This window comes from Pseudoalteromonas phenolica (assembly GCF_005876835.1).
Taxonomy (GTDB): domain Bacteria; phylum Pseudomonadota; class Gammaproteobacteria; order Enterobacterales; family Alteromonadaceae; genus Pseudoalteromonas; species Pseudoalteromonas phenolica_B.
Window position 1 is genome coordinate 19,578 of sequence record NZ_PPSW01000008.1, and the last position, 22,897, is coordinate 42,474.

A 22,897-nucleotide genomic window follows, 5' to 3' on the forward strand; every position below is an offset into this window, starting at 1 on the left:
ATAGAGCATGAACTTTGCGTGGAATGAGGATCAGCTCGCATTACATGAGCACGCCTTGAGCTTTGCACGAGATCTCGACTTTTCGAAGATCTCTGCAGGCGAGTTTCCAATGGAAGCTTGGCAATCACTGGGTGAGTTTGGCTACTACGGTTTACCCGTAGATAGCCGCTACTCGCCTTGTGGCAGTGGTTTTGACATTTTAACCACAGTTAAAATTTTAGAGGGTCTTGGTCAAGGTTGTGCAGATACCGGCATTTTATTTGCCGGTGCTGCACACACCTTTGCTTGCGTTATGCCGATTTATGAACATGGCAGTGAAACACTTAAACATGAATTATTACCAGCACTGACCAGTGGTGAGAAAATTGCGGCGAATGCCATTTCTGAAGCTGAAGCAGGGTCAGATATTGGCAAATTAACGACCAAGGCAACCAGAGAGGGTGATTACTACATCATCAATGGTGCCAAGTCTTATGTGACTAATGGCAGTGTGGCCGACTACTTTGTTCTCTATGCGACCACTAACCCAAAGTTTGGCTACTTAGGACAAACAGCCTTTGTTGTGCCTGCTGATTTACCTGGCATTGAAGTAGGAAAAAGCTACAAAAAGTTAGGGCTTGATTCGGCGCAGCTAAACCAAGTTTTTTTTGATGAGGTAAAAGTGCATAAGGACTATGTACTGGGCAGTGAAGGGCAGGGGGCGCGTATTTTTGCTGCTTCCATGGATTGGGAACGCTGTTGTCTATTTGCCTTGTTCGTAGGTGTGATGCAGAACGATTTAAAGCGCTGCATTGAGTTTGCTAATACCCGTAAGCAGGGCGATAAAACCATCAGTAAATTTCAGGCTGTGTCACATCGTATTGCCGATATGGAAGTACGTTTACAAAGTGCGCGCTTACTACTGTATTTCGCGGCTTGGCAAAAGTCGCAAGATGTTGATAACACCAAAGCAGTGGCATCAAGTAAATTAGCTATCAGCGAAGCGTTTGTGCAATCAGGTATTGACGCCATTCGTATTCATGGCGCGGCCGGTTACTTACAAGAAAGCGGCGTAGATAGCAGCATTCGTGATGCCCTTGGTTCGGTGTTGTTCTCAGGTACATCTGATATTCAACGAGAACTCATCTGCAATAGGTTGGGCCTACTATGAAATTGCTCAATCAAGTATTAACCCAAGGCTTAGTGCGCGCAGGTGAACAAGCTCTGGCAGTGAGCGATAGCACAGAGTCGTATAGTTATGGTGAACTACAACTCAGGGCGACTCAAATTGCAGTGCTGTTGCAAAAAATCGGTGTTAAAGCGGGGGATAGAGTTGGGCTTTGGTGTGATAAGTCATGTCGAGCTTTGGCTGGCATGTTGGCGGTGAGTAAACTCAATGCCGTTTATGTACCAATCGATCCAATGAATCCGAAAGTGCGTGTGGATATTATTCGTCAAGACTGCGACATGAAGGTATTGATCACCAATAAAGCTAAGTTTAGTCAATATCAGCGCGGTGATAATGCTTTATGCGACTTTGTGGTATTAGACGAAGATGCGCTAATTAGCTCTGTATTACATGTACACACGTGGCAGCATATTTCTGCTCAGCAACCAAGTCAGCTCAACTTACCAAAACAGGGTAAAGGCACAGATTTGGCGTATATGCTGTACACATCTGGCTCAACTGGCGTTCCAAAAGGCGTCAAAATCAGTCATGAAAATGCCCTTGCCTTTATTGAATGGTCCGCGAATAAACTCAATGCAACAGTGCAAGATCGCTTTGCCAATCATGCCCCTTGGCATTTTGATTTATCAGTGCTGGATATTTATGTGGCTTTGTTATCAGGCGCAAGTGTTCATTTGGTATCTGAAATCGACAGCTATGTGGCACAAAAATTAGTGTCATTTGTCGCCCAAAAGCAGATCAGTATTTGGTATTCAGTGCCGACCGCATTGGTGATGATGCTAGAAGCTGAGGCGGACTTTGCAGAGCGTTGCCAGCAACTTAGAGCCATTATTTTTGCCGGTGAAGCTTTTGCGATTAAACCGCTTAAACAACTTCGTGAAGCGTTTCCCGATGCCGAGCTTTACAACTTTTATGGCCCGACCGAAACCAATGTCTGTAGTTACTACAAAGTTCCTAGGGTAGTACCAGACAAGCTGCCTATAGGTTACCCAGCCAGCAATGCTTTGCTATCAATTTGTGATGAACAAGGCAAAGCACTGCCTGTGGGCGAGCAAGGGTTTGTTACTGTAATTGGCCCGACTGTTTTCAGCGGTTATTGGGGGCGTGCAGATCTGCAATCAGAAGCTTATAACACAGGTGATATCGGCTATTTCAATGAGCTGGGAGAGTTGATGTATGTCGGTCGCCAAGATCATATGATGAAAGTGAATGGTTATCGAGTTCATCTTGGTGAAGTTGAACGCGCTATTTACCAGCACCCAGCAGTGAAAGAGTGTTTAGTTGAGCTCAGCAGCCAAAAAACACTCCATGCGCATATTGCCGTAGAGGGTGATGCGCCTTCTTTATTAACCCTAAAAATTCACTGTGCCAAACGTTTACCTAAATACATGTTGCCAGAGCAGGTGATAGTGCACGATGCACTGCCTCGTAATCGCAACGGAAAATTATCGCGTCAATGCTTATCTGGGTTGTCTGCTCAATCGGGATCTGAAAATAACACCCAGATCACGATGAGCGAGGCGTAACACGTTTACTCCTGTAAACACCTCCTAGTTAAACAAGGAATGAAAAATGAGAAAAAAAATCGCAGTCATCGGTGCTGGTTTATCAGGCATTGCCGCCATCAAACAGCTTACAGACGGGGGCCATGAGGTCGTCTGTTTTGAAAAAGCAGAAAGCTTTGGTGGTGTATTTGCCGATAAAAAAATCTATGAAGATTTGCACCTAACCATTTCTAATTATTTTATGGCGTATTCAGATTATGTGCCGAGTCAGCAAAAGCTGAAGTTCTGGTCTAAAAAAGAATACGTTAACTACTTAGGCGAATATCTTGCCCGCTTCGAATTAGGTCAATACATTCATTACGATCACGAAGTACGAAAGGTAGAAAAGCAAGCGGGTAAATGGCAGGTCACCACAAAACATGGCATGGCTGAACAAACTGACACCTTTGACATGATTGCCGTTTGCTCGGGTCATTTCCAAAAGCCAAAACTGCCTGAGCTTGCTGGTTTAGACATGTTCGAGGGCGAAATTGAGCACTCGAATGATTACCGCGATAAGCACAAATATGCGGGTAAACGCGTGTTATGTGTCGGTTTGGGTGAAAGTAGTGCCGACATTACTTCTGAGATTTCAGAAATTGCGAGCAAATGTATCTTATCGCTGCGCCGTTACCCAGCGGTGGCACCGCGCTATATGGCGTTCCAAGAAGATCCTTACTTCACAATAGATACCAGCTGGTTAACATCACGCATCGTGAACAAATTACCACATCGTTATCATGGTGGGATCACGAAAGGCATTTTCAATAAGTATGTGAATAGCCGTAACGATCATGTGCGGATCAGAGGTGAGTGGCTGAAAAAATCTGGCCCTTCTCACCATCAGGCCGTCACTAAAAATGAGCGACTATTCAGGCCAATCGCCGATGGCAAAGTAGTGCCTAATATTGGTGGTATTGTACGTTTTGAGAAAAACGCCGTGGTGTTTCAAGATGGCACGCGTGAAGAAATTGATGCCGTAGTATTTTGCACAGGCTATCAACTGAGCTTCCCATTTTTAGATGTCAGCATCAGCAATATGCGTGACTTGTATAAACAAATGTTTATTCCTGAAATGGGTGACTCACTGTCGTTTATCGGTTTTGTTCGTCCGCAACAAGGGGGCATTCCAGTTATTGCTGAAATGCAATGTCGTTACTTATCACAACTGGCCAGTGGCGAGAAATTATTACCGCCGTTATCAGAAATGGTCGACATCATTAAATACGATACCGAGCACTGGCAGACCGAGTACAAGATCACCCCACATGTGGCGTCTTTGGTGAACTACTGCCATTACATGGATTCTATGGCAAAGCTAGTAGGCTGCATGCCAGAGATCCCAAGCTTGTTTAAAGATCCATTGTTGCGCGTAAAGCTATTACATAACCCACAGTTTGCAGCGCAATACCGTTTAGATGGTCCAAATAAAATGACGCATACAGCGCGCTCGTTTTTATTAGGCTTTCCAAATATCAGTTCTTGGCCACGCATCATTCATTTTGAATTGGCTTTGATCACCCAAAAACTACTCTCACGTCTGCGCCTTGATGGCTTACGTGAGCTTAGTAAATAGCTGCTCAGGGACGGGAAAACGTTATGATCCGACTAACCGATGAGTGCTTGTGTAATTTAGATGATACGTTGCAGCCACATCGCTTTAACTTAAGTCGTTTAAGCCATTTGCAAAAAATTATCTTAGGCACAGATGGCACAGTAACCCAATTAATCGAAAGTATTGTCGATGAAAAGTTGGTGGTGAATAAACTGTTTGAAGCCGATGTTGATAGCGACACGATCGCCACAACTTCGAGTGAACAACAAGCTGAAACACATTGCCAAAGGCGGGTTATTTTATTGCAAGGCGAGACCTCAGGCTTGCCTTACCTATACGCCGACTCCTTGGTTTATCACGGTAACATGAACGTGAATTTTTCTCGTGCCCTGACTCATTCTCAGATCCCCATCGGCAAAGCTTGGGAAAAGTTTCAGGTTGAAACCTATAAAACCTTGCTGTCATGGGGATTTGAATATGCCAATGAGCTAGCACCTCACTTTGCGATTTCAAGCCATGATCTGGTGTTGTATCGCACCTATTTGGTGTTCTCTCAGGGCAAAAAGATCTTCCGGATCACCGAAAAGTTTCCTTTCGTTTGGTATCTGCAATCAGAGCAATTCACAGCGAGTGCAGCGACCACTGCAACGCCAACTTTAGTCAGCGGAATTTGAGCAATGAAAAATACAGACAGCGTCGTGGCGCAACCACAAATCAATTTAGACATTAATAAACTGACTCCGAGTATTCCTCACATCCCATTTTACAGCGAAGACGGGCAGCTGTTTTTTTGGGGTGAGGAATACCACCTAATTATCGAGTCCCTATCAAAGAAGTACGGAGATATCTACTCGGTTGAAACAGCCAAGGGCAATTTGGTGGTATTAAACGGCTATCAATACATCAAAGAAGCATTGGTCACACAGAATGATGTGTTTAATGTACGAGCCGACTATAAAATTCTGCAAGTGGCACCACAAAAGCACTTTTTAGAGTTAGAAGCTGGCGAGCCTTGGCAGGTGCACCGTAAAGTATTTGCCTATGCCATGCGCGAATATTTTGCTACGCGCTGGGATAACATTGAGCAATGGATGACCACTGAAATTGAGGATATCGCAGCGGTATGGCAAGCCGATGAGGGCAAGCCATTTGACCCGAATCGCGAAGTGTCAATTAAGCTTGCTAGCTTTTTACATAAGGTCATGTTTGATGATCGCTTTGGTGAGTTTGAAAAAGGCCTGTTTGACGAGAAAAGCTTAAGTTGGTTACCAAATGGCTTTATTAACAGCACGCGTTACGAGTTGATGCCTACTGAGCTGCAAGAGAAATATTACGCTCAGTATGGTGATGCGATTGAAAAGTTTAGCGGTAACTTGAACGCCCTTGATCAATACGTATCATTCAATGTTGAGCGTCGTAAAGCCGATTATAAACCGGGCGAGTATCGTGATTTATGTGATTATTTGTTTGCTGCAAATGACAGTGTTGATGAGCAAACGAAAGCTGCCTTAAACATTGATGAAAAAGAAATTGTCATCGGTTCACTGACTCAAGTCGCGGGAGCTGGTGGCGGTGTTGGTGCATTTGCGATGCGCTGGGCGTTGTTATACTTGGCCGCTTTTCCAAAACAGCAGCAGCGTGTACAAAAAGAACTCGATGAAGTGGTGGGTAAAAACGCGGTGCCATTGAATAAGCACAAAGCGGATCTGCCTTATACACAGGCGTTTATCAGTGAGGTATTACGTCATTGTTCAATTACATCTATGCCAGCGGCCAACTATGCAACCAGCAAAGATACGCTATTAGACGGTTATTTTCTTACCGAAGGCACGCCATTGGTGATCAACAATTACAGTATTACCCGTGATGAAACGTTGTGGGAAAACCCGCATGAATTTATGCCTGAGCGCTTTTTAGATGAAGATGGCGAGTTGAGCAAAAAACAACTGGGTAAAGCTTTCCCATTTGGTTTAGGTCAGCGCCGCTGTTTGGGTGAACATTTTGGTAAGTACATCATTCATACCTTGTTTGCTCAGTTAGCGCATAAGTTTGAATTTAGTCTACCTGAAGGGAAGCAAGCCAATCTTAAAGCGATTTCAGGGGTGTTCTTAGTGCCTGAAGAAGTCGAAATAGTGGCTAAATCGCGCAACACCTAATTCATTTTCATACGCACACATAAAAGGCCGTGTACTTGAAAAGTACGCGGCCTTGTTTATATGGATTAAGTTTTTATTTTATATTTAACATTTTTGTAACCTTGAGTTTTTATTCTATTCTAAGTAATTGATGTTTTTACTTAAGGAAAGAATATGAACAATAATAAATGGCTTTTTGCCCCGCTACTGCTGAGCGCAACCTCGGCTTTTGCACTACCACAGTGCCCGCAACCACATTTGATGGAGCAGCGCTTTGAAGCGCCCAGCTTTGAAACCGGCAAATATAAAAACTGGTCAAATCGTTTTATTACTTGGTTACCAAGCTTTCATATGATCCACGATGAAATTGTTGCTGTGGGCAAGCCTGCTACAGTAACAGCTAAGTTTGATTACGGCAGTGTGGCGCATAAAGACTTAGAGTTTGAAACAGTGAAGTTTTATATTCGTGGTCAGAATGATGCACAGTGGCAATATGTATCGACAGCGACCACAAACAGCGATGGCAAAGCGACTTTATCTTTACCAGGCATGTCTGCAGGCCAATACCGTATTTACGCGGGCGTTCCAGCTGATGGCACAGGCACAGAAGGTTTCTTAATGGTCGTAGAGCCAAATACAGAAGCGGTATTATTCGATATTGACGGCACATTAACAGAGTCTGACGCCGAGCAAATTGGTGATTACACAGGGATAGATTTTGCCGACGCAAAGGACGAGGCTTACACCTTAGCACGTAGCTATTTGGATTTAGGTTATCAGCCTATTTATCTGACAGCGCGAGTTTATTGGTATGCCAAAGGTACGCGCAAATGGTTATCTTGGATGGGTTTGCCTCAAGGTTATCTGCGCACATCGCTGAGCAATGAAACCAGCTTGTTCCGTACAGCAGAGTACAAAACAGAGCAGATTAATCAGTTGGAAGCGAACGGCATTAAAATTGTGCGTGCTTATGGCAATGCAAAAACGGATGCCGAAGCATTTATCAAATCTGGGTTGAGTGCCTCTCAAAGCTTTACCATAGGTAAAGATGCGGGTCATTACGGCACAACGCCGATTTTAAATAACAGTTACGCCGATCATATTGCGACTCACGTCAGTAACTTCCCGAACGCGAATTGCCAGTAACCAAGTTACTTTTTCCTAGCCCTGAGCTCCCCAATCGCTTAGGGCTGTTATCAAAAACTCCACTTATTCCCTTTAAACTTTTATTAACATGGTTGTAACTTTAAAGTTTTAGCTCTACTATGCGCGTGATTTTTTATTGGCTTAAGGAAATGAGCTGTAATACCAATCCTCAAGAATACTCAATCATTTTTAGGGACTAAAACTGACGCTAACTTCGTTGAAAATTTCTTATTTAGAACAACTAAATAGCAAAATTTTCGCCTCGTTACCGACAAGTTTTTCTTGCCTCAAAATAGAACGCTTAATTAAGAGGGTTGGTATAAAAAGCTTATTAAGCCTGTTTTATAAGGAAAATTATGAATATCAAAAAACTGAGTATTGGTCTTGCACTGCTAGGTGCGACGTCAGCAAGTGCATTTACGCAATTAGGTGGCGGTGGCATCATGCCAATGGGTCACGAATGGCTCACACGTACCGCGGCACTGGAGTTACTAGACCAAGAGCACATCATTCAAACTGATCCTAACGATCCTCGATATCACTGGCAGCAAGGGTTGGCGAAGCGCACTGACTTAACTGCGGCGTATGATGAAGTACAGCGCATACAAGCCAAAAGTAATAACAATTCGAGTTACCAGCCTAAGTATGACGATATCTATGCAGCCATTGTGGGCGAGCGTTGGGTGGACATTGCTGGGTTTAATGTGGCGAATGCCAGTACGGATCCGACTGGACCAAACTGCTTTAGTGCGATTTCGCAAGAGCCTGCCGATCTTCAACAAGATCACTTTATGCGCCGTTATGATGACATAGGTGGTCAAGGTGGTGTAGATGCCGCTTACCGCGGTCAAAAGCGCTTTATTGAACACTTTGTTAATGCCGCAATGGCTGAGCAAAAACGTATTCAAGTATGGGATGGCGGAGGCTATTCAGCTAAAACCGAAGTGGATCATAACTATTTCTTGTTTGGTCGAGCTGTACATTTATTCCAAGACTCATTTAGCCCTGAGCATACAGTACGTTTACCAGCGGATAACTACGAAAAAGTATGGCAAGTAAAAGCCTATTTATGCTCAGAAGGTGCTGAGCAGCACACACATGACACCAAAGATGTACTCGACTTCAGCAGTGGCGACGTGATCTGGCAAGAAAATACCCGCCTTGACTCTGGTTGGGATTCTTATTCTGCAAGTAATATGAAGCCCGTTGCGCTGGTGGCATTAGAGGCAAGTAAAGACTTATGGGCGGCATTTATTCGTACAATGGCTGTAGACAAAAGTGCACGTGAAGCCTATGCAAGGCAAGAAGCGCAAACCTTGGTAGACAATTGGTTGTCGTTTGATGAACAAGCTATGCTTGCATGGTATGACAATCAACAGCATAGAGACCATACCTATGTACTCGCTCCGGGTGAAACTGGAACAGGCAAAACACTTGAGGCCTGTATGGGTGAATTAAATGTAGGCACAACCAATCAAACTGAGCGTGTTGCGCAATTAGATGCTGAACGTCGTCAGTGCTTATATAACATTGAAGCAGAACCCGGATACGCAGATCTGTACGATGATTATATGGGAATGCCATATAACTGGCGCTGGAAGTCACTTACTTGGCAAACACCACCAAACGACTGGCAACCTACTAAGCAGCAAGCTGACAGTGGCGAAGCGGTTGTGATCAAGTCTGCTGTAGATGGTAAGGCGCTGTCGGTATCTGCTTTAAATAATAATGAGCGCTTAACCACAGCACTGAATAACCCTGTAGAGTGGTTAAAAGTACCAGCAAGTGAGGGGCGTTACTATTTACGAAGTCGCCAAGCACCTGCATTGTTTTTTAGTTATAGTGGGTCTTCATCAGGGTATGGCAAATTATGGAACTCGCCAAAACAAGCGGAGTACGAGTTTGTTTATCAAGGGGGCGTATGGAATATTAAAAATACCTATTGGCAGCAGTATTTTTGGTATAACCAAGATAAGCATCGTCCACAATTAACTTCGACAGGCAGTGCAGATAAACAGCACTCAAAGTGGATTTTAGAATAACTTTACTCTCTTCTTTTTTTAAAGATAAAAGATAAAAGATAAAAGATAAAAGATACCTAGTAGGTTTCAAAAGGCACGAAGTTAACAGCGTGCCTTCTTTGAGACGAAAGGGACCGTTAGAACTGACCGCTTAGTAGTAATGTAAAACGTGGTGATCGTTCAAAACGACGATCTTCGTACTGTGAAATGCCATTTTCAGTAAATAAGCCGGTGTGTCGAGTTCTGAGGTTTCTGGTTTTACGGCTTAGCAAACGGTCACCTTTAAGCGTTAACTTCAAGTCAGATGATAACTTATAATCTAACTCCATTCTGACTTTGAGTTTATCATCCAGTGTGCTGGTGTAGTCGTATCGTGTAAATGGTGAAGCGCTTTTATCAAAGAGTGTCATGCTCCAATCTACTTTGTTAAATAGATTGGTTTGGTTGATTTTAACTTGCCATTCGTTATCGCTAAGTCTCGCTATTTTGTTGTCTTGACCTGTAAATGGGTCACGCATATTACTGTCTCGCCAAGTGTAGCTGGCACTGACCATAGTATTTTTTAGGCCAATAGGGTCGAGGCCAAAATCAGTTTCAAGTTTCACACCATATTCTTTCGCGTTATCAACATTACCTTCACCTGAATAGCTCACTAGTGGGATCTCAACAATGAGATCGGTGATCTTATGGTAATACGGCGTCAGAGTCAGACTACCTGAGGTTGCTTGCCATTGTCGCTCAAAACTTACAGAGAGCTCGTCTCTGACTTCTGGGCGTAAGTTAGGGTTGGTTTCTTCTAATCGCTGTTCTTCTCGGTTAAAGCGAGGCACAAAATCATTTAATCTTAATTGGCTCACCGTTCGCTCTAAATTGGTACGTAATTGAATGGCGTCACTTAAATCATGGCGCAAGTTAATACGTGGTTTTAAGTAATTAAATGAACGGGTTGAGCCACTATTTGCTTGCTCAAAGGTATCGGTTTGCAAGCTAAAATCAGTAGCGACATCCAGTTTTGAATACTCGTAAACCAAAGAGGCCTGTAAGTTCGTTGCTTGTGATATTGAATAGTTATAGTGACTAAAGCCTTCATAGCGGGTTTCTTTGATGTCATTAAGTTCAGTCGAATGATAAACATCATCTTGGTTGTCAATAAATTGAAGGTTCTCATCGAGTTTATTAATAGCTAACTCAACGCCAGAATCGAAGCTATGCTGCTGGTTGAGTGTGTATTTCCAACTGCCTCTAACGACGCTTTCTGATTCTCTGTAAAGTCGAGGGAGTTGATATCCCGCCGTAGTGCTGTCATCGTCATTGATAATGGTTTGCCAAAGTTGATCGTTGGCTTTACTGCGGTTTTCGATAAATAGTAGCTTTAAGCTGTTTTTGTCGTTAATTTTATGACTGATATCTCCGCCAATTTCCCATTCTCTTAGGCCCCAATCAAATGTCAGGTTATCCGCCGTTGTGGTGTTATCTGCAAGTTGAATGTAGGTCGAGCCAAAGTCGCTATCCAGATAGATTTTTTTATACATGCTGTTCAGCGTCATAGAGGTGTTGTTGGAGTGCTTGTAACTTAGCTTATTGCTGAATATGTCTTCGCGGAACCAATTTTTACGCACGCGCTTGTAGTGTTTTGTCGGCTCATTGTCAGCAGAGCTAAACAGCTCATTGATTTTTATTTTTGTAGGGTAGAGCTTTCTTTCAAAACCAAAGCGATAGGTTAAATCGCCTTCACCCCCACTTAGTACTAAAGAGCCTAATGTTTTACCTTGCATAGAGTCTGTTTTCGTAACCCCTATATTCCATAGTACCGCGGTGCTGATGTCATCTTTAAGCATGACATTGATGATTAAACCATTACTTTGCACATCAAGACCCGATACCGACCCTCTGATCAGCTCAATATAGTCAACATCTTTAGCCTGAATATTGTCTAATTCACTTTTAATGCTGTTACCTTTACCCGATACGCGTTGTCGATTAATTAAGATTTGCTCGCCTGACGAGCCAAAGCCTCGGGTTTCATTGTTATTATTCATGGCCAACAGCAGGTTATTGGCTCCTGGAATTTTTTCTAAGATATCGCGCAGGTTTTGTGGTGAAAATGGCGTGAAGAAACTCTCGTCGTAAGTATCAATGTTAGCGGCTGTATTGTTGCTTACATCATCATTGGCACAGCTTGCTTGGCTGTTAAAAAACAAAGTCAATGCAGTTGCAACCGCACTTAATTTTAAAAGACGAGATGTGAAAAGGCGTTTCATGATATTTCCCTCAATGGCGTTTGAGCTCATATTAAGAAAGCGGGAAAAGGTAAAATAGGCACAAAAAGTAAAACTCTGAGTAGGATTTTTTTACAAAAGTTTACTTAAGAAAATGTAAGGTCTGGGGTAGGGTAACGCGTGTGTAAAAAGGAGTATCAAACTATGAGCATCAAACCTAAATTGTTAATCGTGGAAGACGAAGCCAGTATTTTACGCGGCTTGACTGACTTATTTATTTTCCATGGTTTTGAGGTCGACAGTGAAATGGATGGCAAGCAAGGGTTAGAAGCTGCGTTGCAAGGCCATTATCACTGTGTGATTTTAGATGTGATGCTGCCGAGTATGAATGGTTTTGAGATCTGTAATGCGCTACGCCAACACTCGCAAAGCCAAGCGATTTTGATGCTGACTGCTAAAAACAGTGAAGAAGATATCATCAATGGTCTGACTTTGGGGGCTGATGATTATTTGGCTAAACCATTTTCGACGTCTGAGCTGGTATTAAGGGTTAAAGCCTTGGTACGTCGTTCAGGGTGGAGCCCCGAAGACAGTAAACTAACCATTTGCGATCAAGTGGAGATCTGCACCCAGAGTTTAACAGGCCAGTCATTTAATCAAACGGTGCGCTATACCCGCCGGGAAGTGGAGATCTTAAACTATCTGAGCCAGCAAAAAGCACCAGTTTCTCGCTGTGAGCTGTTAAGAGAAGTGTGGGGGTATAAGTCAACCGACCACATAGATACCCGAACGGTTGATATTCATATTGCCAAGTTACGCAAGAAAATTGAACCTGATCCTAAAGCGCCAAAATACCTAGTGACCCTGCGTGGCGAAGGGTATCAATTATTCGGGCAGGCTTCTTGATGAAAGCATTCTTAAAACCTTCACCTTTGCTCAATTATCAACAGCGTTTAAAAAGGCTAAGAATTTTCACGCTGAGCTTTTTCTTGCTGCTGTTTATTCCTGTGTCTTTAGTGTGTGTGTTTGTGTTTCAGCAGTTCGAGCAAGAGCAAATTGCTAAATATCAGAAACATGCGACCAAGCTCAGCGACATCATTAATAAACGTCTATTTAAACAGGCGATTATCACTAACTCGGTTTCTCCCACAGAGTTCGATTACTACCAATATGCTTACAATCCAGAAACCAAAAAGGTCACACGACAAGTATCTCCGCTTGCTGATCCAGAAAGTTTTCAGCGTTATGAAGGTTTAGTGGGGTTCTTTCAGATAGATGCACAAGGGCGTTTTAATAGCCCTATGTGGCCAGATGTGATTGAAGCGGATGATGTTTTCTCGGAAAAAGAAGCGCAGAAAGACAGCCTCAAAATGGCGCGCGGTTTATATGATGTGGTGATGCGTTCAGGGCAGATAAAAACTTTGATTAATAATGGCTTTATCGTACAACCCGAAAAATATGAAGTGATTGAAGATGTCGCAGATTACTTTATTTTTTATCGCGTGGTGACAGTCAGCGATGAAGTAAAAATGCAGGGCTATGTTTTAGATAAGCAGCGCTATTTACTCGGGCTTATCATGGAAGTCATGACCAATAAGCGTCCCAATGCATTTCTCGGATTGACTATTAGTGACAAGAAAGGTCATGCCGAGGATGCGTTTATTGTTTCTAAGATGCTAAAAAATGGGGATATGGACGTACAGCTACAAGCGTCGTTACCGGCAAAGTTGATGCAAGTTCACCTGAAAGAAAGCAAATTGCACTGGCCGTTTCCATCTTATTGTATTTCATTTTCAACGAAAGCATTTGGTACCAGTAGCCTTGCTTTGTATGGCTTAGGGTTAATGGGGGTCTTATTGCTAACTATTGCACTTGGTTGCTATGGTTTTTATGCTTTGGGCAAACGTCAGTTAAAGTTAGCCGAGCAACGTTTGAATTTTGTCTCGTCGGTGAGTCATGAATTAAAAACCCCACTCACATCCATTCGCATGTATTCAGAAATGCTAAAGTCTGGGCAAATTCTATCTGAGCAACATCGCAGCGATTACTATGAGTTCATATTTAGCGAGAGTGAGCGGTTGTCTCGCCTCATTGATAATATTTTGCAGCTCTCAAAGCTTAGTCAGCCTGCACATAATGTTGAGCCGAACTGGGTAAAATTGAGCATATTGAATGACGTTATCCAATCAAAAGTCTCGTCGTTATTGGTGAAAAACGACTTTGCTCTCAATATTAACCAGCCTTTTGAGCATCCAGACAGTGCATTGCTATGGGTTGACATGGATGCCTTTGCACAGGTGGTGATCAACATCACCGATAACGCAGTGAAGTTTTTTGATCAAGCCAAGATCAATGATGTTGAGAGACAAAAAATCGATTTCAATTTTCATTATTCTAAGCAGCAACCAGAGTCTATTCAGTTGCAAATACGTGATTATGGTTTTGGTATTAGTGAAGAGCAGCAAGAAAAGCTGTTTGAGTTGTTTTATCGTGGCGGCAATGAATTAACACGGGCTACCCAAGGCACGGGAATTGGTTTGGCTTTGGTTAAAGAACTGATCAATGCCCAGCAAGGTGAAGTGAGTGTAGAGCGTATGTCGCCGGGCCTGGCGTTGAATATTCGATTTAAGTTTAAAATAGCTGACAGCTAGGCTTGCCTGATTGCTTTGGCACAATTCGCTGGTAAATTTGTATATTTCGTTATAACGACTAATTAGGTTATGAACTTTATTGCAGCAGAGTAAACTAAAACACGCCCTCTTATGAGGGCTTTTTGCTCTGTGTATGAAGCCTAAGAAAAAGAATAAATTGATCAACTTAAAACATATTTACGTAAGTTGCTGTTTTAGAGTTAGTACAGGTCGCCTTTTGGCATTAAGACATGAAATCCGTTTTTAAAACGGTCAAAATTTATTAGGTAAAAGGGATTGGAATAAATTATTATGATCCTAATAAAGGTATTTTTGTTTGCTCATCTTCTGGTGCTGGCGTAACCTTAAAAAATGCGACAGAATTTCTAATTAATTCTCAGAGTTTTAGAGCTAGAATTAAATTATCAGGTTTACACTATCTATGACAAAACCCGCGACTCAGTACATTGCTAGGCAGGCCATTTTAGATTCGACAAAGCAAATATTTGCTTATGAATTGCTTTATCGAGATTCGCAAAATAATGCTTTCCCTGTCGGGGTAAGTGACGAGCAGGCTACTGGGCGAATGTTTTTTAATTCACTTATTTTGGTTGGCAAAGAAAAACTGGTTGCCAATCATTGTGCGTTTATTAACCTTTCTGATACCTCGTTATTGCAAGAGATCCCACGGCTATTAAAACCTGACAACTTAGTGCTTGAAATTGTTGAGCGTTCGCAGAATATTCAGCAGTTGCTTGAAACAGTGAAACTGCTGCGAAAACAGCATTACCGCTTTGCGCTGGACGATTATGATGCCGACGCTCGATGGGAGCCGCTTTTGCCTCATATGTCTTACATTAAATTGGAGCTTGAACAGCCAATTCTTAAAACCACTATGATGGTTAAGAAGTTAAAGCGTTTATATCCAAAAATGAAAATTGTGGTTGAGCGAATTGAAACCTACGAAGAATTTGAATATTTGAAAAGTACCGGTGTCGATTATTTTCAGGGCTACTTTTTTGCTAAGCCAGAAATGTTGACGCACGGTAATGTTGAGCCTTCTAAGCTGGTGGTGTTTGATTTATTAAAATCAACGGCACAGCCGAATCTATGTTTTAAAGATATTGAGAAGAAAATCTCTAAAGACTTGAGCCTAACGGCTAGGGTGTTGAAGTTGGTGAATGCTCGCTCAGGTATAGAAAAGTTAGAGATGAAGACGATTTCTCAGGCGGTTGTTTACCTGGGTGAAGATGCCCTAAGGCAATTTGTTCGGGTTTTAGCACTCAGTGAGCTGGGGGTTGATAAGCCAGCTGAATTGACCAAATATGGTTTAATGCGTGCTCGCTTTATGGCATTGTTTCTAGCGCCCGGCGGTGAAGAAATGGCAGAGCAGGGGTATCTGATCGGACTTATGTCGATTTTAGGCGCTGTGCTTGATATGGAGCTAAGCACCATCATTTCTGAATTCTCACTCGATAGTAATTTAAGTGGTGCACTGCTTAATTACAAGGGTTTACTTGGTGGGGCATTAAAAGTAGCGATTGCCGTAGAGCAAAATAACTGGCAAGAAGCTGAAGCTGTATTAGCAGCCGTAAGACCAGCAACACCCATTAGCAATATTTATGATTTAGTTGCACAAAGCCGCGAATATGCTGATGATATTTTCGCTGTGGTGTCAGTTCAAAAAGTATGATTTCCTAATCAAATTCTTATTAAAAAGGCTGCATATGCAGCCTTTTTAATGTTTAAGCTACAGCTTTATGCTGGCTCACCGACGACAAATGCAAGCTCAATCTCAATCGAGTCAAGATAAAGTTGTTCTTGCTCGAGATCTGCGCAAAGCAAAGCTTGTTCTTCAGGTAATTGTGCATCAAAAAGCACTGTGCATTTATTGTCTTCTACAGACAAAGTAGGGCGAGACAAATCGGTTAATTGCCGAGTCCTATTAACTAATACGGCCAGCCTGAATAGCGTTAAAAGTTTAGCAAAAGTATCTGAACATAGAATATTAAAGTGTTCGAGCTCTGGAAGTTTGATCTTTTTACGATGAAAACGGATCAAAGCACTTAATACACTCTGTTGTTGCTGCGTGAACCCAGGTAGGGCCGAGTTCATCACTATATACGCACTGTGTTTTTGAATGCCAGATGAGTTAATTGATAAACCTACTTCATGTAATTGTGCTGCCCACTGGAGCTGTAGAAGGTCTTTTTGCTTCAACCCCCAGGCTTTTTTGCACTGTGAAAATAAATGTTTAACGGTATCAAATACGTTATCTGCATGGGCGGTGTCTATGTTGTAGTGCTGACCGAGCGCGATGATAGTGCGCACCCTTAAGTCAAACTCATCATAGTTCAGCATTTCATGTAAAACGCCTTCTCGTAGCGCGTAATCACAATATTCTAAGCGCTCTAGTTTCAACTCTTTAAAGGCGGCAATGACTATGCTTAAACCGCCAGCGATATTGGTATGGCGTTCAGGGTTTAACCCCTTAATATCAAGCTGCTCAATACTGCCTTGGGCAATGAACAGTGCTTTGATGTCTTCTAAAATAGGCAGTGTTAAGTATTCACAGTCGAACTGAGCTTGTGCAATACCGATTAAGGCTTTGATTGTACCTGATGTACCGTAACTTTGTTTCCAACCGGTTTTTCGATAGCGGGGAGAGATGGGCTCAAGAGCTTGTCGTGCGGCTATTTCGGCTTTTTTAAACGTGCCTTTACTGAGCTTGCCTGAGCTAAAACAGGCTTTGGTTATATTGGCACAGCCAATGTCACGACTTGTTAGTTGTAAGGCTTCAAAGTGTTGACCTATGACGAGTTCAGTACTACCGCCACCAATATCAATGACTAAGCGGTTATCTTTCCCATGCACATAGTTTGCAACGCCTTGGTAAATTAAACGCGCTTCTTCCTGCCCGGATATCACATTGATATTAAAAGGGAAGTGAACTTGAGCTTGTTGCAAAAAGTGCTTTAGATTTTTAATGTTTCTAAGCGTGTAAGTCGCGACAACTTCGACATTGGCAGGGTCAAACCCCTGTAGAGTTTGTGCCAGTTGCTTAAAAGCCAACATAGCACGTTCAATGGCCTCTTCTGAGAGTTCAAATTCTTCATTAAGACCAGCAGCTAAATGCACGCGATGCTTTTCTTTATGAAGAATTTGTAGTCTGCCCTCAACTTTACGGGCGATGACTAAATGAAAGCTATTAGAGCCTAAATCGAGCGCTGCAAAATTCGCAGGCTCAGGTGTGTTGTGCATAATTGTGTTCCCATTTACTCAAGAGATCATAGATGGCAATTTGTGAACGTACTTTCTTACGGTTACCGCGGGCAACGTACTTATTTTGTTGTTCGACATCTATGACTCTTGCTTTACAGCAATCTTTAAATTGTAGCTCTAAAATATTGATTATTAGTTGCTTTAAGTGCTGATCGTAAATAGGCACACCGGCCTCAACACGGTGATCTAAATTTCTCGTCATCCAGTCAGCTGAAGAAATATAAACCTGCTGATCGCCTTGGTTTTCGAACACCATTACCCGAGGGTGTTCTAAAAAACGATCAACGATACTGATAACTGAGATGTTATCGCTAAATTTCGGTAATCCGGGGACTAGTGCACACATGCCACGAACAATGATACGAATTTTTACACCCTGTCGAGCAGCACTGTAGAGCAAATCAATGAGCTGTTTGTCGACTAGATTATTCACTTTTATGGTGATTTGTGCAAATTTACCATTCTGAGCGGCTAAAATTTCATTCTCTATGCCCTCACAAATACGCTCTCGGGCATTTAATGGTGAAATTTGTAGGTGCTTAAAAGTAAATGGGCGATAACTGGTTTCGATGAATCTGAAGACTTCATCACATTCATCACAGATTTCGTTGTGCTTGGTGAATAGGCTGAAGTCAGTGTAAATTCGCGCTGTCTTTTCGTGGAAGTTACCCGTACCGATGTGGGCATATTTTACAATCTTCCCCTTTTCTTTTCGGTGAATTACGCAGAGCTTACTGTGCACTTTTAGTGCTGGCAAACCAACCAGTACCTTAATACCCGCTTCGCTGAGCAACTTAGCCCATTCAATATTGTTTTGTTCATCAAAGCGCGCTTTTAGTTCGACCATGACGGTGACTTTCTTACCGTTTTTGGCTGCATTAATTAACGACGAAACTAGTCTTGAGCGGGAGGCGACACGGTAAATATTAATTTTAATTTGAGTGACCTTAGGGTCATAGGCAGCTTGTCTTACATACTCGAGCATATGGTTGAACGTATGGTAAGGGTAATAAAGTAAAATATCCTGCTCTGAGATGGCCTTAAAGACACTGTCATGTTTTGCAAAAGCGCTACTAGTGAGCGGTTTCAACGGCTTATTTTCTAAGTGCTTACGGCCAACATTAGGAAAAGAAATAAAATCTCTAAAATTACGATAACGACCACCTGGGATGAGTGCATCTTGTTGGCTTGCGCCAAGACGCTTTTTTAGTACCTTTAGCATCTCGTCAGGCATCGCTTGGTCATAGACCATACGTACCGGCTCAGCATAAAGGCGCTGCTTCAGGCCTTTCGACATTTTATCGAGTAAGCCTTCTTCAATCTCATTATCTAAATTGTACTCAGCATCACGGGTCATTTTGATTGAATAGCCTTCAATACTGTCAAATTTCACAAAGCTTTTAAAAACCTCTGCCAAATAAAATTCGACTACATCATCAAGCATGACAATGGTTTTATGACGACGGCTTTTTTCAGAAGGCAAAATGACAAAACGGTCTAGCCTGTCAGTAGGGATTTCTAATAATGCGTATTGTGACTTTTCGCCTTGCATATGGATAAAAAGATAAGTCATCGCATCATTGATGTTGCTTGAGTAATCATTAGATTCAGTGAGTAGCATAGGCGACATATGCTGCAAAACTTGGTCTTTGAAAAAGTCTTCTAACCAGTCTTTGTGAAAGCCAGACAAATCGGCAGGCTGTTGGATATGGATGTTTTGTTTGTCTAGATCCGCTAACAGTTGGTGGTGGATCTGATTGAATTTCTTACCGAGTGACAAGACCTTTTTGTTAACTTGGTTTAATAGTTCTTCGTCTGCGTCAAAGTGGGCGTCGGATAGACTGTTTAATAAGATTTTTCTTTTTAAATCAGCTACTCTCACCCTAAAAAATTCATCTAGATTATTTGAGAAAATACCTAAAAAACGCAGTCGCTCGATAAGTGGGTTATTTTGATCTTTGGCTTCTTGAAGTACGCGTTCATTGAACGAAAGCCAGCTTAATTCTTTGGCAAAGTAACTAATAGTCGTAGAGGTGTGTGGTACAGAATGCATGATCTATCCATGGGTAATCAAAGGTACAACAACAAAATATATGGGGTTTTTGTGACACTTATATGACAGGCTTATTCCTCAGCCTGTCATAAAATTTAATTTTTATTCACTTTCGATATCAACGACTAGATCGCTGGTGATCGATTCAAGTGCCTCAATCACATTATCTTTGTGCATGCCCGCAGGTAAAGTGACCGTGGCAAATGCACTGAAAATTGGCACCCCCCAATTTGGTGCGCTGCGTTGGCGAGAATTTAAGTGGGTAATGTTTGCGCCCTTATGGCGGATAACACTTGAAAGCTCTTTGACAATCCCCGGTCTGTCATTGCCTGTAATCACTAGATTAAGTGTTTCAGGTGCCTGATCTGCAACGTCAGTATCACCAGACTCAATGTGTACTTCTAAGCCAGGTAATGCATTTAATGCTGATTGTATTTCTTGTAGATGCTCCTCTGCTATGCCAACTTGAATAATACCTGCAAATTGGCCAGCTAAATGGCTAAGGTTACTGGTCATCCAGTTACCATGGTGTTCTAGGATGGTTGCTGAGATTTCATCAACGAGACCCGGCCGGTCCTTACCTATTATTGTTAAAACTAACTGCTTCATATCAATGTCTCTTATTATTTTAATCACCGTGTGGTGAAGTGGAAACGAGCGAGCATTTTCTAAACGTATCCTTACAGTGTTAAATGCTACGCAGTTTAAGATTAGTTAAGTTTTAAGGCTTGTCCAGAAAATCGGTTTATATCCTTGAGGTAAAACATGATTATCGCTACTTTTTTATGACTTTTAAGTGTTAAAAAAAGTTCATACTTACAGCGCTTAAAGTCCTTTTTATGTAACAATACTGTCATCTTGATGAAATATAATGCGCACAATTCAAAGATAATAAGGTGTTTTAATGTCTATCTCAGCACAGCAAAAATCTTTTAAAACGGACAAGCGCCGTTTATTTAAAGATCGCTTTGCACAATACAGTATTACCGCAGGCGGGGTAATGGTACTTGTGGCATTGCTGTTGATCTTCTTCTATCTACTATATGTCGTAGAGCCAATCTTAGAGTCAGCAAAAGTAGAGAAACGCACAGATGTGAGTTTATCTTCAGAGAAAAACTATGTTGGTATTGGTGTTGAAGAGCAAACAGAGATTGCTTATCTATTAGAAGATTCTGGGAGTGTCGATTTTTACCGTATAAAAGGCGACAGCTCAGGGCAATTAATGAAAAGCCTAGATGTTGAACTTGATGGAAATATCACGACATTCGCGAAAAGCGCGCCGTTTTTGGGCTTATATGCATACGGTTTAGATAACGGTGCAATTAAGCTAGTTAAACCGAGCTTCTTAGTGACCTTCCCAGGTAATGAACGCTTAATCACCCCGCGTATTGGTTATCCATTAGATGGTGAGCAATTATTGGTAGATGAGCAAGAGCAGGCGATTGCTAAGTTTGCCTTTAGTTATTATGAAGATAAAGCAGCAGCAGTTGCCGTTACTGAAGACAAACGTGTGGTATTTGCAGCATTCACACCTGAAGAAAACATGTTTACTGGTGAAGTTGAGTGGCTAATTGAGCGCACTGAGCTAGACATTGATGGCCGAGTAAATGAGTTACTGATTTCACCTGATACGAGTCGTGTATTTGTTCGAAGTGCGAACAAAGTTTATATCTTTGACACGCGTGATCCTGCTGAAGTTGAGCAGTTCCAAGTGCTAGCAGCCAATGAAGAAAATGCAAACCTAGTGAGCGCGACATTACTCGCTGGTGCAAACTCTTTGATGCTGGCAAACGACAATGGTGAAGTGTCTCAGTGGTTTGAAGTAAACACGGAAGATAATGGCCGTCAATTTGCCAAAATCCGCGCATTTGAAACTGAAAAGACAAATAAGTTAGACATTTACACAGAGTACTACCGTCGTACTTTCTTCACGACGACATCATCAGGTGACTTAGGCGTTTACTACACAACGAGTGAAGCTGAATTATGGCGTGGCAAAATCAGTGAGCAAGCAATTGATACCTTTGCAGTATCACCTCGATCAAATGCGGTTTTGTCTTTATCGAACAACACGCTTTCTGTATTTGAAGTGCACAACGAGCATCCTGAGGTAACTTGGTCAGCACTTTGGAATGAAGTATGGTACGAAGGCTATCCTGAGCCTGCATATACTTGGCAGTCAACGTCAGCGTCTGATGACTTTGAATCTAAGTTCTCTTTAGTGCCAATTTCATTTGGTACGATTAAAGCGGCGATGTATGCCATGCTATTTGCTGTACCGATTGCCATTTCAGCTGCGATTTATACAGCTTACTTCATGTCGAGTGAATTGCGTCGCGTAGTTAAGCCAACCGTTGAAATTATGGAAGCATTACCAACAGTTATCCTTGGTTTCTTAGCGGGTCTTTGGTTAGCGCCTTTAATCGAAACGCATCTTCCAGCAGTGATTGCACTTGTGACTTTACTGCCAGTGGCGGTGATCGCGACCGCATTTGGTTGGACTAAACTGCCAGCGAGTATTCGTCATTTAATTCCAGACGGTTGGCATTCAATTTTACTCATTCCTGTAGTGTTATTTATCGGTTGGTTGTCATTCGCAATCAGCGGTCAAATCGAACTGTGGGTATTTGATGGCAATGTACGTCAATATTTAACGAATGAGCTAGGTTTAACGTTTGACCAACGTAACTCACTGGTTGTTGGTATTGCGATGGGCTTTGCGGTTATTCCGACTATTTTCTCAATCGCAGAAGATGCGGTATTCAGTGTGCCTAAGCACTTATCAAATGGTTCATTAGCGCTCGGTGCGACGCAGTGGCAAACCCTTGTTTATGTTGTGCTTCTAACGGCTAGTCCGGGTATCTTCTCTGCGGTCATGATGGGCTTAGGCCGCGCGGTAGGTGAAACCATGATTGTACTGATGGCAACGGGTAATACGCCAATCATGGACTGGAGTATCTTCCAAGGTATGCGTACTTTAGCGGCAAACATCGCAGTTGAAATGCCTGAATCAGAAGTGGGTAGTTCGCACTATCGTATTCTATTCCTTGCTGCATTTGTGTTGTTTATTTTTACCTTTGTATTTAACACGCTCGCTGAATTTGTTCGTCAGCGTCTACGTGAAAAATACAGCTCAATGTAATT

At 42.3% G+C, this 22,897-nt stretch carries 15 protein-coding genes; 11 read left to right on the forward strand and 4 right to left on the reverse strand.

Annotated features, from left to right (window positions below; translation table 11 throughout):
- Positions 1-7: 7 nt before the first annotated feature.
- The 7 genes from C1E24_RS05955 to C1E24_RS05985 all read left to right on the forward strand — a co-directional run bounded on the left by C1E24_RS05955 (position 8) and on the right by C1E24_RS05985 (position 9,590).
- The gene (locus tag C1E24_RS05955) at positions 8-1,150 is read left to right on the forward strand and encodes an acyl-CoA dehydrogenase family protein (RefSeq protein WP_138479682.1); all 1,143 of its coding nucleotides are present in this window, start codon (positions 8-10) and stop codon (positions 1,148-1,150) included.
- Positions 1,147-2,694: an amino acid adenylation domain-containing protein gene (locus C1E24_RS05960; RefSeq protein ID WP_138479684.1), complete on the forward strand. Its 1,548-nt coding sequence runs from the start codon at positions 1,147-1,149 to the stop codon at positions 2,692-2,694. The genes C1E24_RS05955 and C1E24_RS05960 overlap by 4 nt, the downstream gene beginning before the upstream one ends.
- Positions 2,695-2,740: 46 nt before the next feature.
- Entirely contained in the window at positions 2,741-4,288 is a 1,548-nt protein-coding gene (locus C1E24_RS05965) for an NAD(P)-binding domain-containing protein (RefSeq protein WP_138479686.1), read from the forward strand.
- Between the two features lie 23 nt (positions 4,289-4,311).
- Entirely contained in the window at positions 4,312-4,941 is a 630-nt protein-coding gene (locus tag C1E24_RS05970) for a chorismate--pyruvate lyase family protein (RefSeq protein WP_138479687.1), read from the forward strand.
- A gap of 3 nt (positions 4,942-4,944) precedes the next feature.
- Entirely contained in the window at positions 4,945-6,423 is a 1,479-nt protein-coding gene (locus tag C1E24_RS05975) for a cytochrome P450 (RefSeq protein WP_138479689.1), read from the forward strand.
- A 153-nt stretch (positions 6,424-6,576) separates the two neighbouring features.
- Positions 6,577-7,548 (forward strand): LNS2 domain-containing protein, encoded by a 972-nt coding sequence (locus C1E24_RS05980; RefSeq protein ID WP_138479691.1) that lies wholly within the window; start codon positions 6,577-6,579, stop codon positions 7,546-7,548.
- A 356-nt stretch (positions 7,549-7,904) separates the two neighbouring features.
- The gene (locus C1E24_RS05985; RefSeq protein WP_138479693.1) at positions 7,905-9,590 is read left to right on the forward strand and encodes a hemolysin D; all 1,686 of its coding nucleotides are present in this window, start codon (positions 7,905-7,907) and stop codon (positions 9,588-9,590) included.
- Between the two features lie 116 nt (positions 9,591-9,706).
- Here C1E24_RS05985 and C1E24_RS05990 read toward each other — a convergent pair whose 3' ends face one another.
- Positions 9,707-11,830 carry a TonB-dependent receptor plug domain-containing protein gene (locus C1E24_RS05990; protein WP_138479695.1) on the reverse strand — a complete coding sequence of 708 codons (2,124 nt, stop codon included), beginning with the start codon at positions 11,828-11,830 and terminating at the stop codon, positions 9,707-9,709.
- A 162-nt stretch (positions 11,831-11,992) separates the two neighbouring features.
- Here C1E24_RS05990 and C1E24_RS05995 point away from each other — a divergent pair, with 162 nt between their 5' ends.
- The 3 genes from C1E24_RS05995 to C1E24_RS06005 all read left to right on the forward strand — a co-directional run bounded on the left by C1E24_RS05995 (position 11,993) and on the right by C1E24_RS06005 (position 16,111).
- Complete coding sequence (locus C1E24_RS05995) at positions 11,993-12,694, forward strand: response regulator transcription factor (RefSeq protein ID WP_130254570.1); 702 nt, start codon at positions 11,993-11,995, stop codon at positions 12,692-12,694.
- The gene (locus C1E24_RS06000) at positions 12,694-14,439 is read left to right on the forward strand and encodes a sensor histidine kinase (protein ID WP_138479697.1); all 1,746 of its coding nucleotides are present in this window, start codon (positions 12,694-12,696) and stop codon (positions 14,437-14,439) included. The genes C1E24_RS05995 and C1E24_RS06000 overlap by 1 nt, the downstream gene beginning before the upstream one ends.
- A gap of 421 nt (positions 14,440-14,860) precedes the next feature.
- Positions 14,861-16,111: an EAL and HDOD domain-containing protein gene (locus C1E24_RS06005; protein WP_138479699.1), complete on the forward strand. Its 1,251-nt coding sequence runs from the start codon at positions 14,861-14,863 to the stop codon at positions 16,109-16,111.
- A 65-nt stretch (positions 16,112-16,176) separates the two neighbouring features.
- On the opposite strand, the gene C1E24_RS06010 is transcribed toward C1E24_RS06005, so the two are convergent.
- The 3 genes from C1E24_RS06010 to C1E24_RS06020 form a co-directional block, all read right to left on the reverse strand.
- On the reverse strand, positions 16,177-17,679 hold the full coding sequence (locus C1E24_RS06010) for an exopolyphosphatase (protein WP_138479701.1): 1,503 nt from the start codon (positions 17,677-17,679) through the stop codon (positions 16,177-16,179).
- Positions 17,663-19,753: a polyphosphate kinase 1 gene (ppk1, locus tag C1E24_RS06015; RefSeq protein ID WP_138479703.1), complete on the reverse strand. Its 2,091-nt coding sequence runs from the start codon at positions 19,751-19,753 to the stop codon at positions 17,663-17,665. The genes C1E24_RS06010 and ppk1 overlap by 17 nt, the downstream gene beginning before the upstream one ends.
- Positions 19,754-19,855: 102 nt before the next feature.
- Positions 19,856-20,362, reverse strand: coding sequence for a glycine cleavage system protein R (locus tag C1E24_RS06020; RefSeq protein WP_138479705.1), 507 nt, complete (start codon positions 20,360-20,362; stop codon positions 19,856-19,858).
- Positions 20,363-20,657: 295 nt separating this feature from the next.
- Between C1E24_RS06020 and C1E24_RS06025 the strand changes: the two genes are divergently transcribed.
- Positions 20,658-22,895 (forward strand): ABC transporter permease subunit, encoded by a 2,238-nt coding sequence (locus C1E24_RS06025; RefSeq protein WP_138479707.1) that lies wholly within the window; start codon positions 20,658-20,660, stop codon positions 22,893-22,895.
- Positions 22,896-22,897: the final 2 nt, after the last annotated feature.

What these genes read in the sequence shown, in the direction of transcription:
- C1E24_RS05955 (WP_138479682.1), top strand. Translation starts at nt 8, where the DNA reads ATGAACTTTGCGTGGAATGAGGATCAGCTCGCATTACATGAGCACGCC.
- C1E24_RS05960 (WP_138479684.1), top strand. Translation starts at nt 1,147, where the DNA reads ATGAAATTGCTCAATCAAGTATTAACCCAAGGCTTAGTGCGCGCAGGT.
- C1E24_RS05965 (WP_138479686.1), top strand. Translation starts at nt 2,741, where the DNA reads ATGAGAAAAAAAATCGCAGTCATCGGTGCTGGTTTATCAGGCATTGCC.
- C1E24_RS05970 (WP_138479687.1), top strand. Translation starts at nt 4,312, where the DNA reads ATGATCCGACTAACCGATGAGTGCTTGTGTAATTTAGATGATACGTTG.
- C1E24_RS05975 (WP_138479689.1), top strand. Translation starts at nt 4,945, where the DNA reads ATGAAAAATACAGACAGCGTCGTGGCGCAACCACAAATCAATTTAGAC.
- C1E24_RS05980 (WP_138479691.1), top strand. Translation starts at nt 6,577, where the DNA reads ATGAACAATAATAAATGGCTTTTTGCCCCGCTACTGCTGAGCGCAACC.
- C1E24_RS05985 (WP_138479693.1), top strand. Translation starts at nt 7,905, where the DNA reads ATGAATATCAAAAAACTGAGTATTGGTCTTGCACTGCTAGGTGCGACG.
- C1E24_RS05990 (WP_138479695.1), bottom strand. Translation starts at nt 11,830, where the DNA reads ATGAAACGCCTTTTCACATCTCGTCTTTTAAAATTAAGTGCGGTTGCA.
- C1E24_RS05995 (WP_130254570.1), top strand. Translation starts at nt 11,993, where the DNA reads ATGAGCATCAAACCTAAATTGTTAATCGTGGAAGACGAAGCCAGTATT.
- C1E24_RS06000 (WP_138479697.1), top strand. Translation starts at nt 12,694, where the DNA reads ATGAAAGCATTCTTAAAACCTTCACCTTTGCTCAATTATCAACAGCGT.
- C1E24_RS06005 (WP_138479699.1), top strand. Translation starts at nt 14,861, where the DNA reads ATGACAAAACCCGCGACTCAGTACATTGCTAGGCAGGCCATTTTAGAT.
- C1E24_RS06010 (WP_138479701.1), bottom strand. Translation starts at nt 17,679, where the DNA reads ATGCACAACACACCTGAGCCTGCGAATTTTGCAGCGCTCGATTTAGGC.
- ppk1 (WP_138479703.1), bottom strand. Translation starts at nt 19,753, where the DNA reads ATGCATTCTGTACCACACACCTCTACGACTATTAGTTACTTTGCCAAA.
- C1E24_RS06020 (WP_138479705.1), bottom strand. Translation starts at nt 20,362, where the DNA reads ATGAAGCAGTTAGTTTTAACAATAATAGGTAAGGACCGGCCGGGTCTC.
- C1E24_RS06025 (WP_138479707.1), top strand. Translation starts at nt 20,658, where the DNA reads ATGTCTATCTCAGCACAGCAAAAATCTTTTAAAACGGACAAGCGCCGT.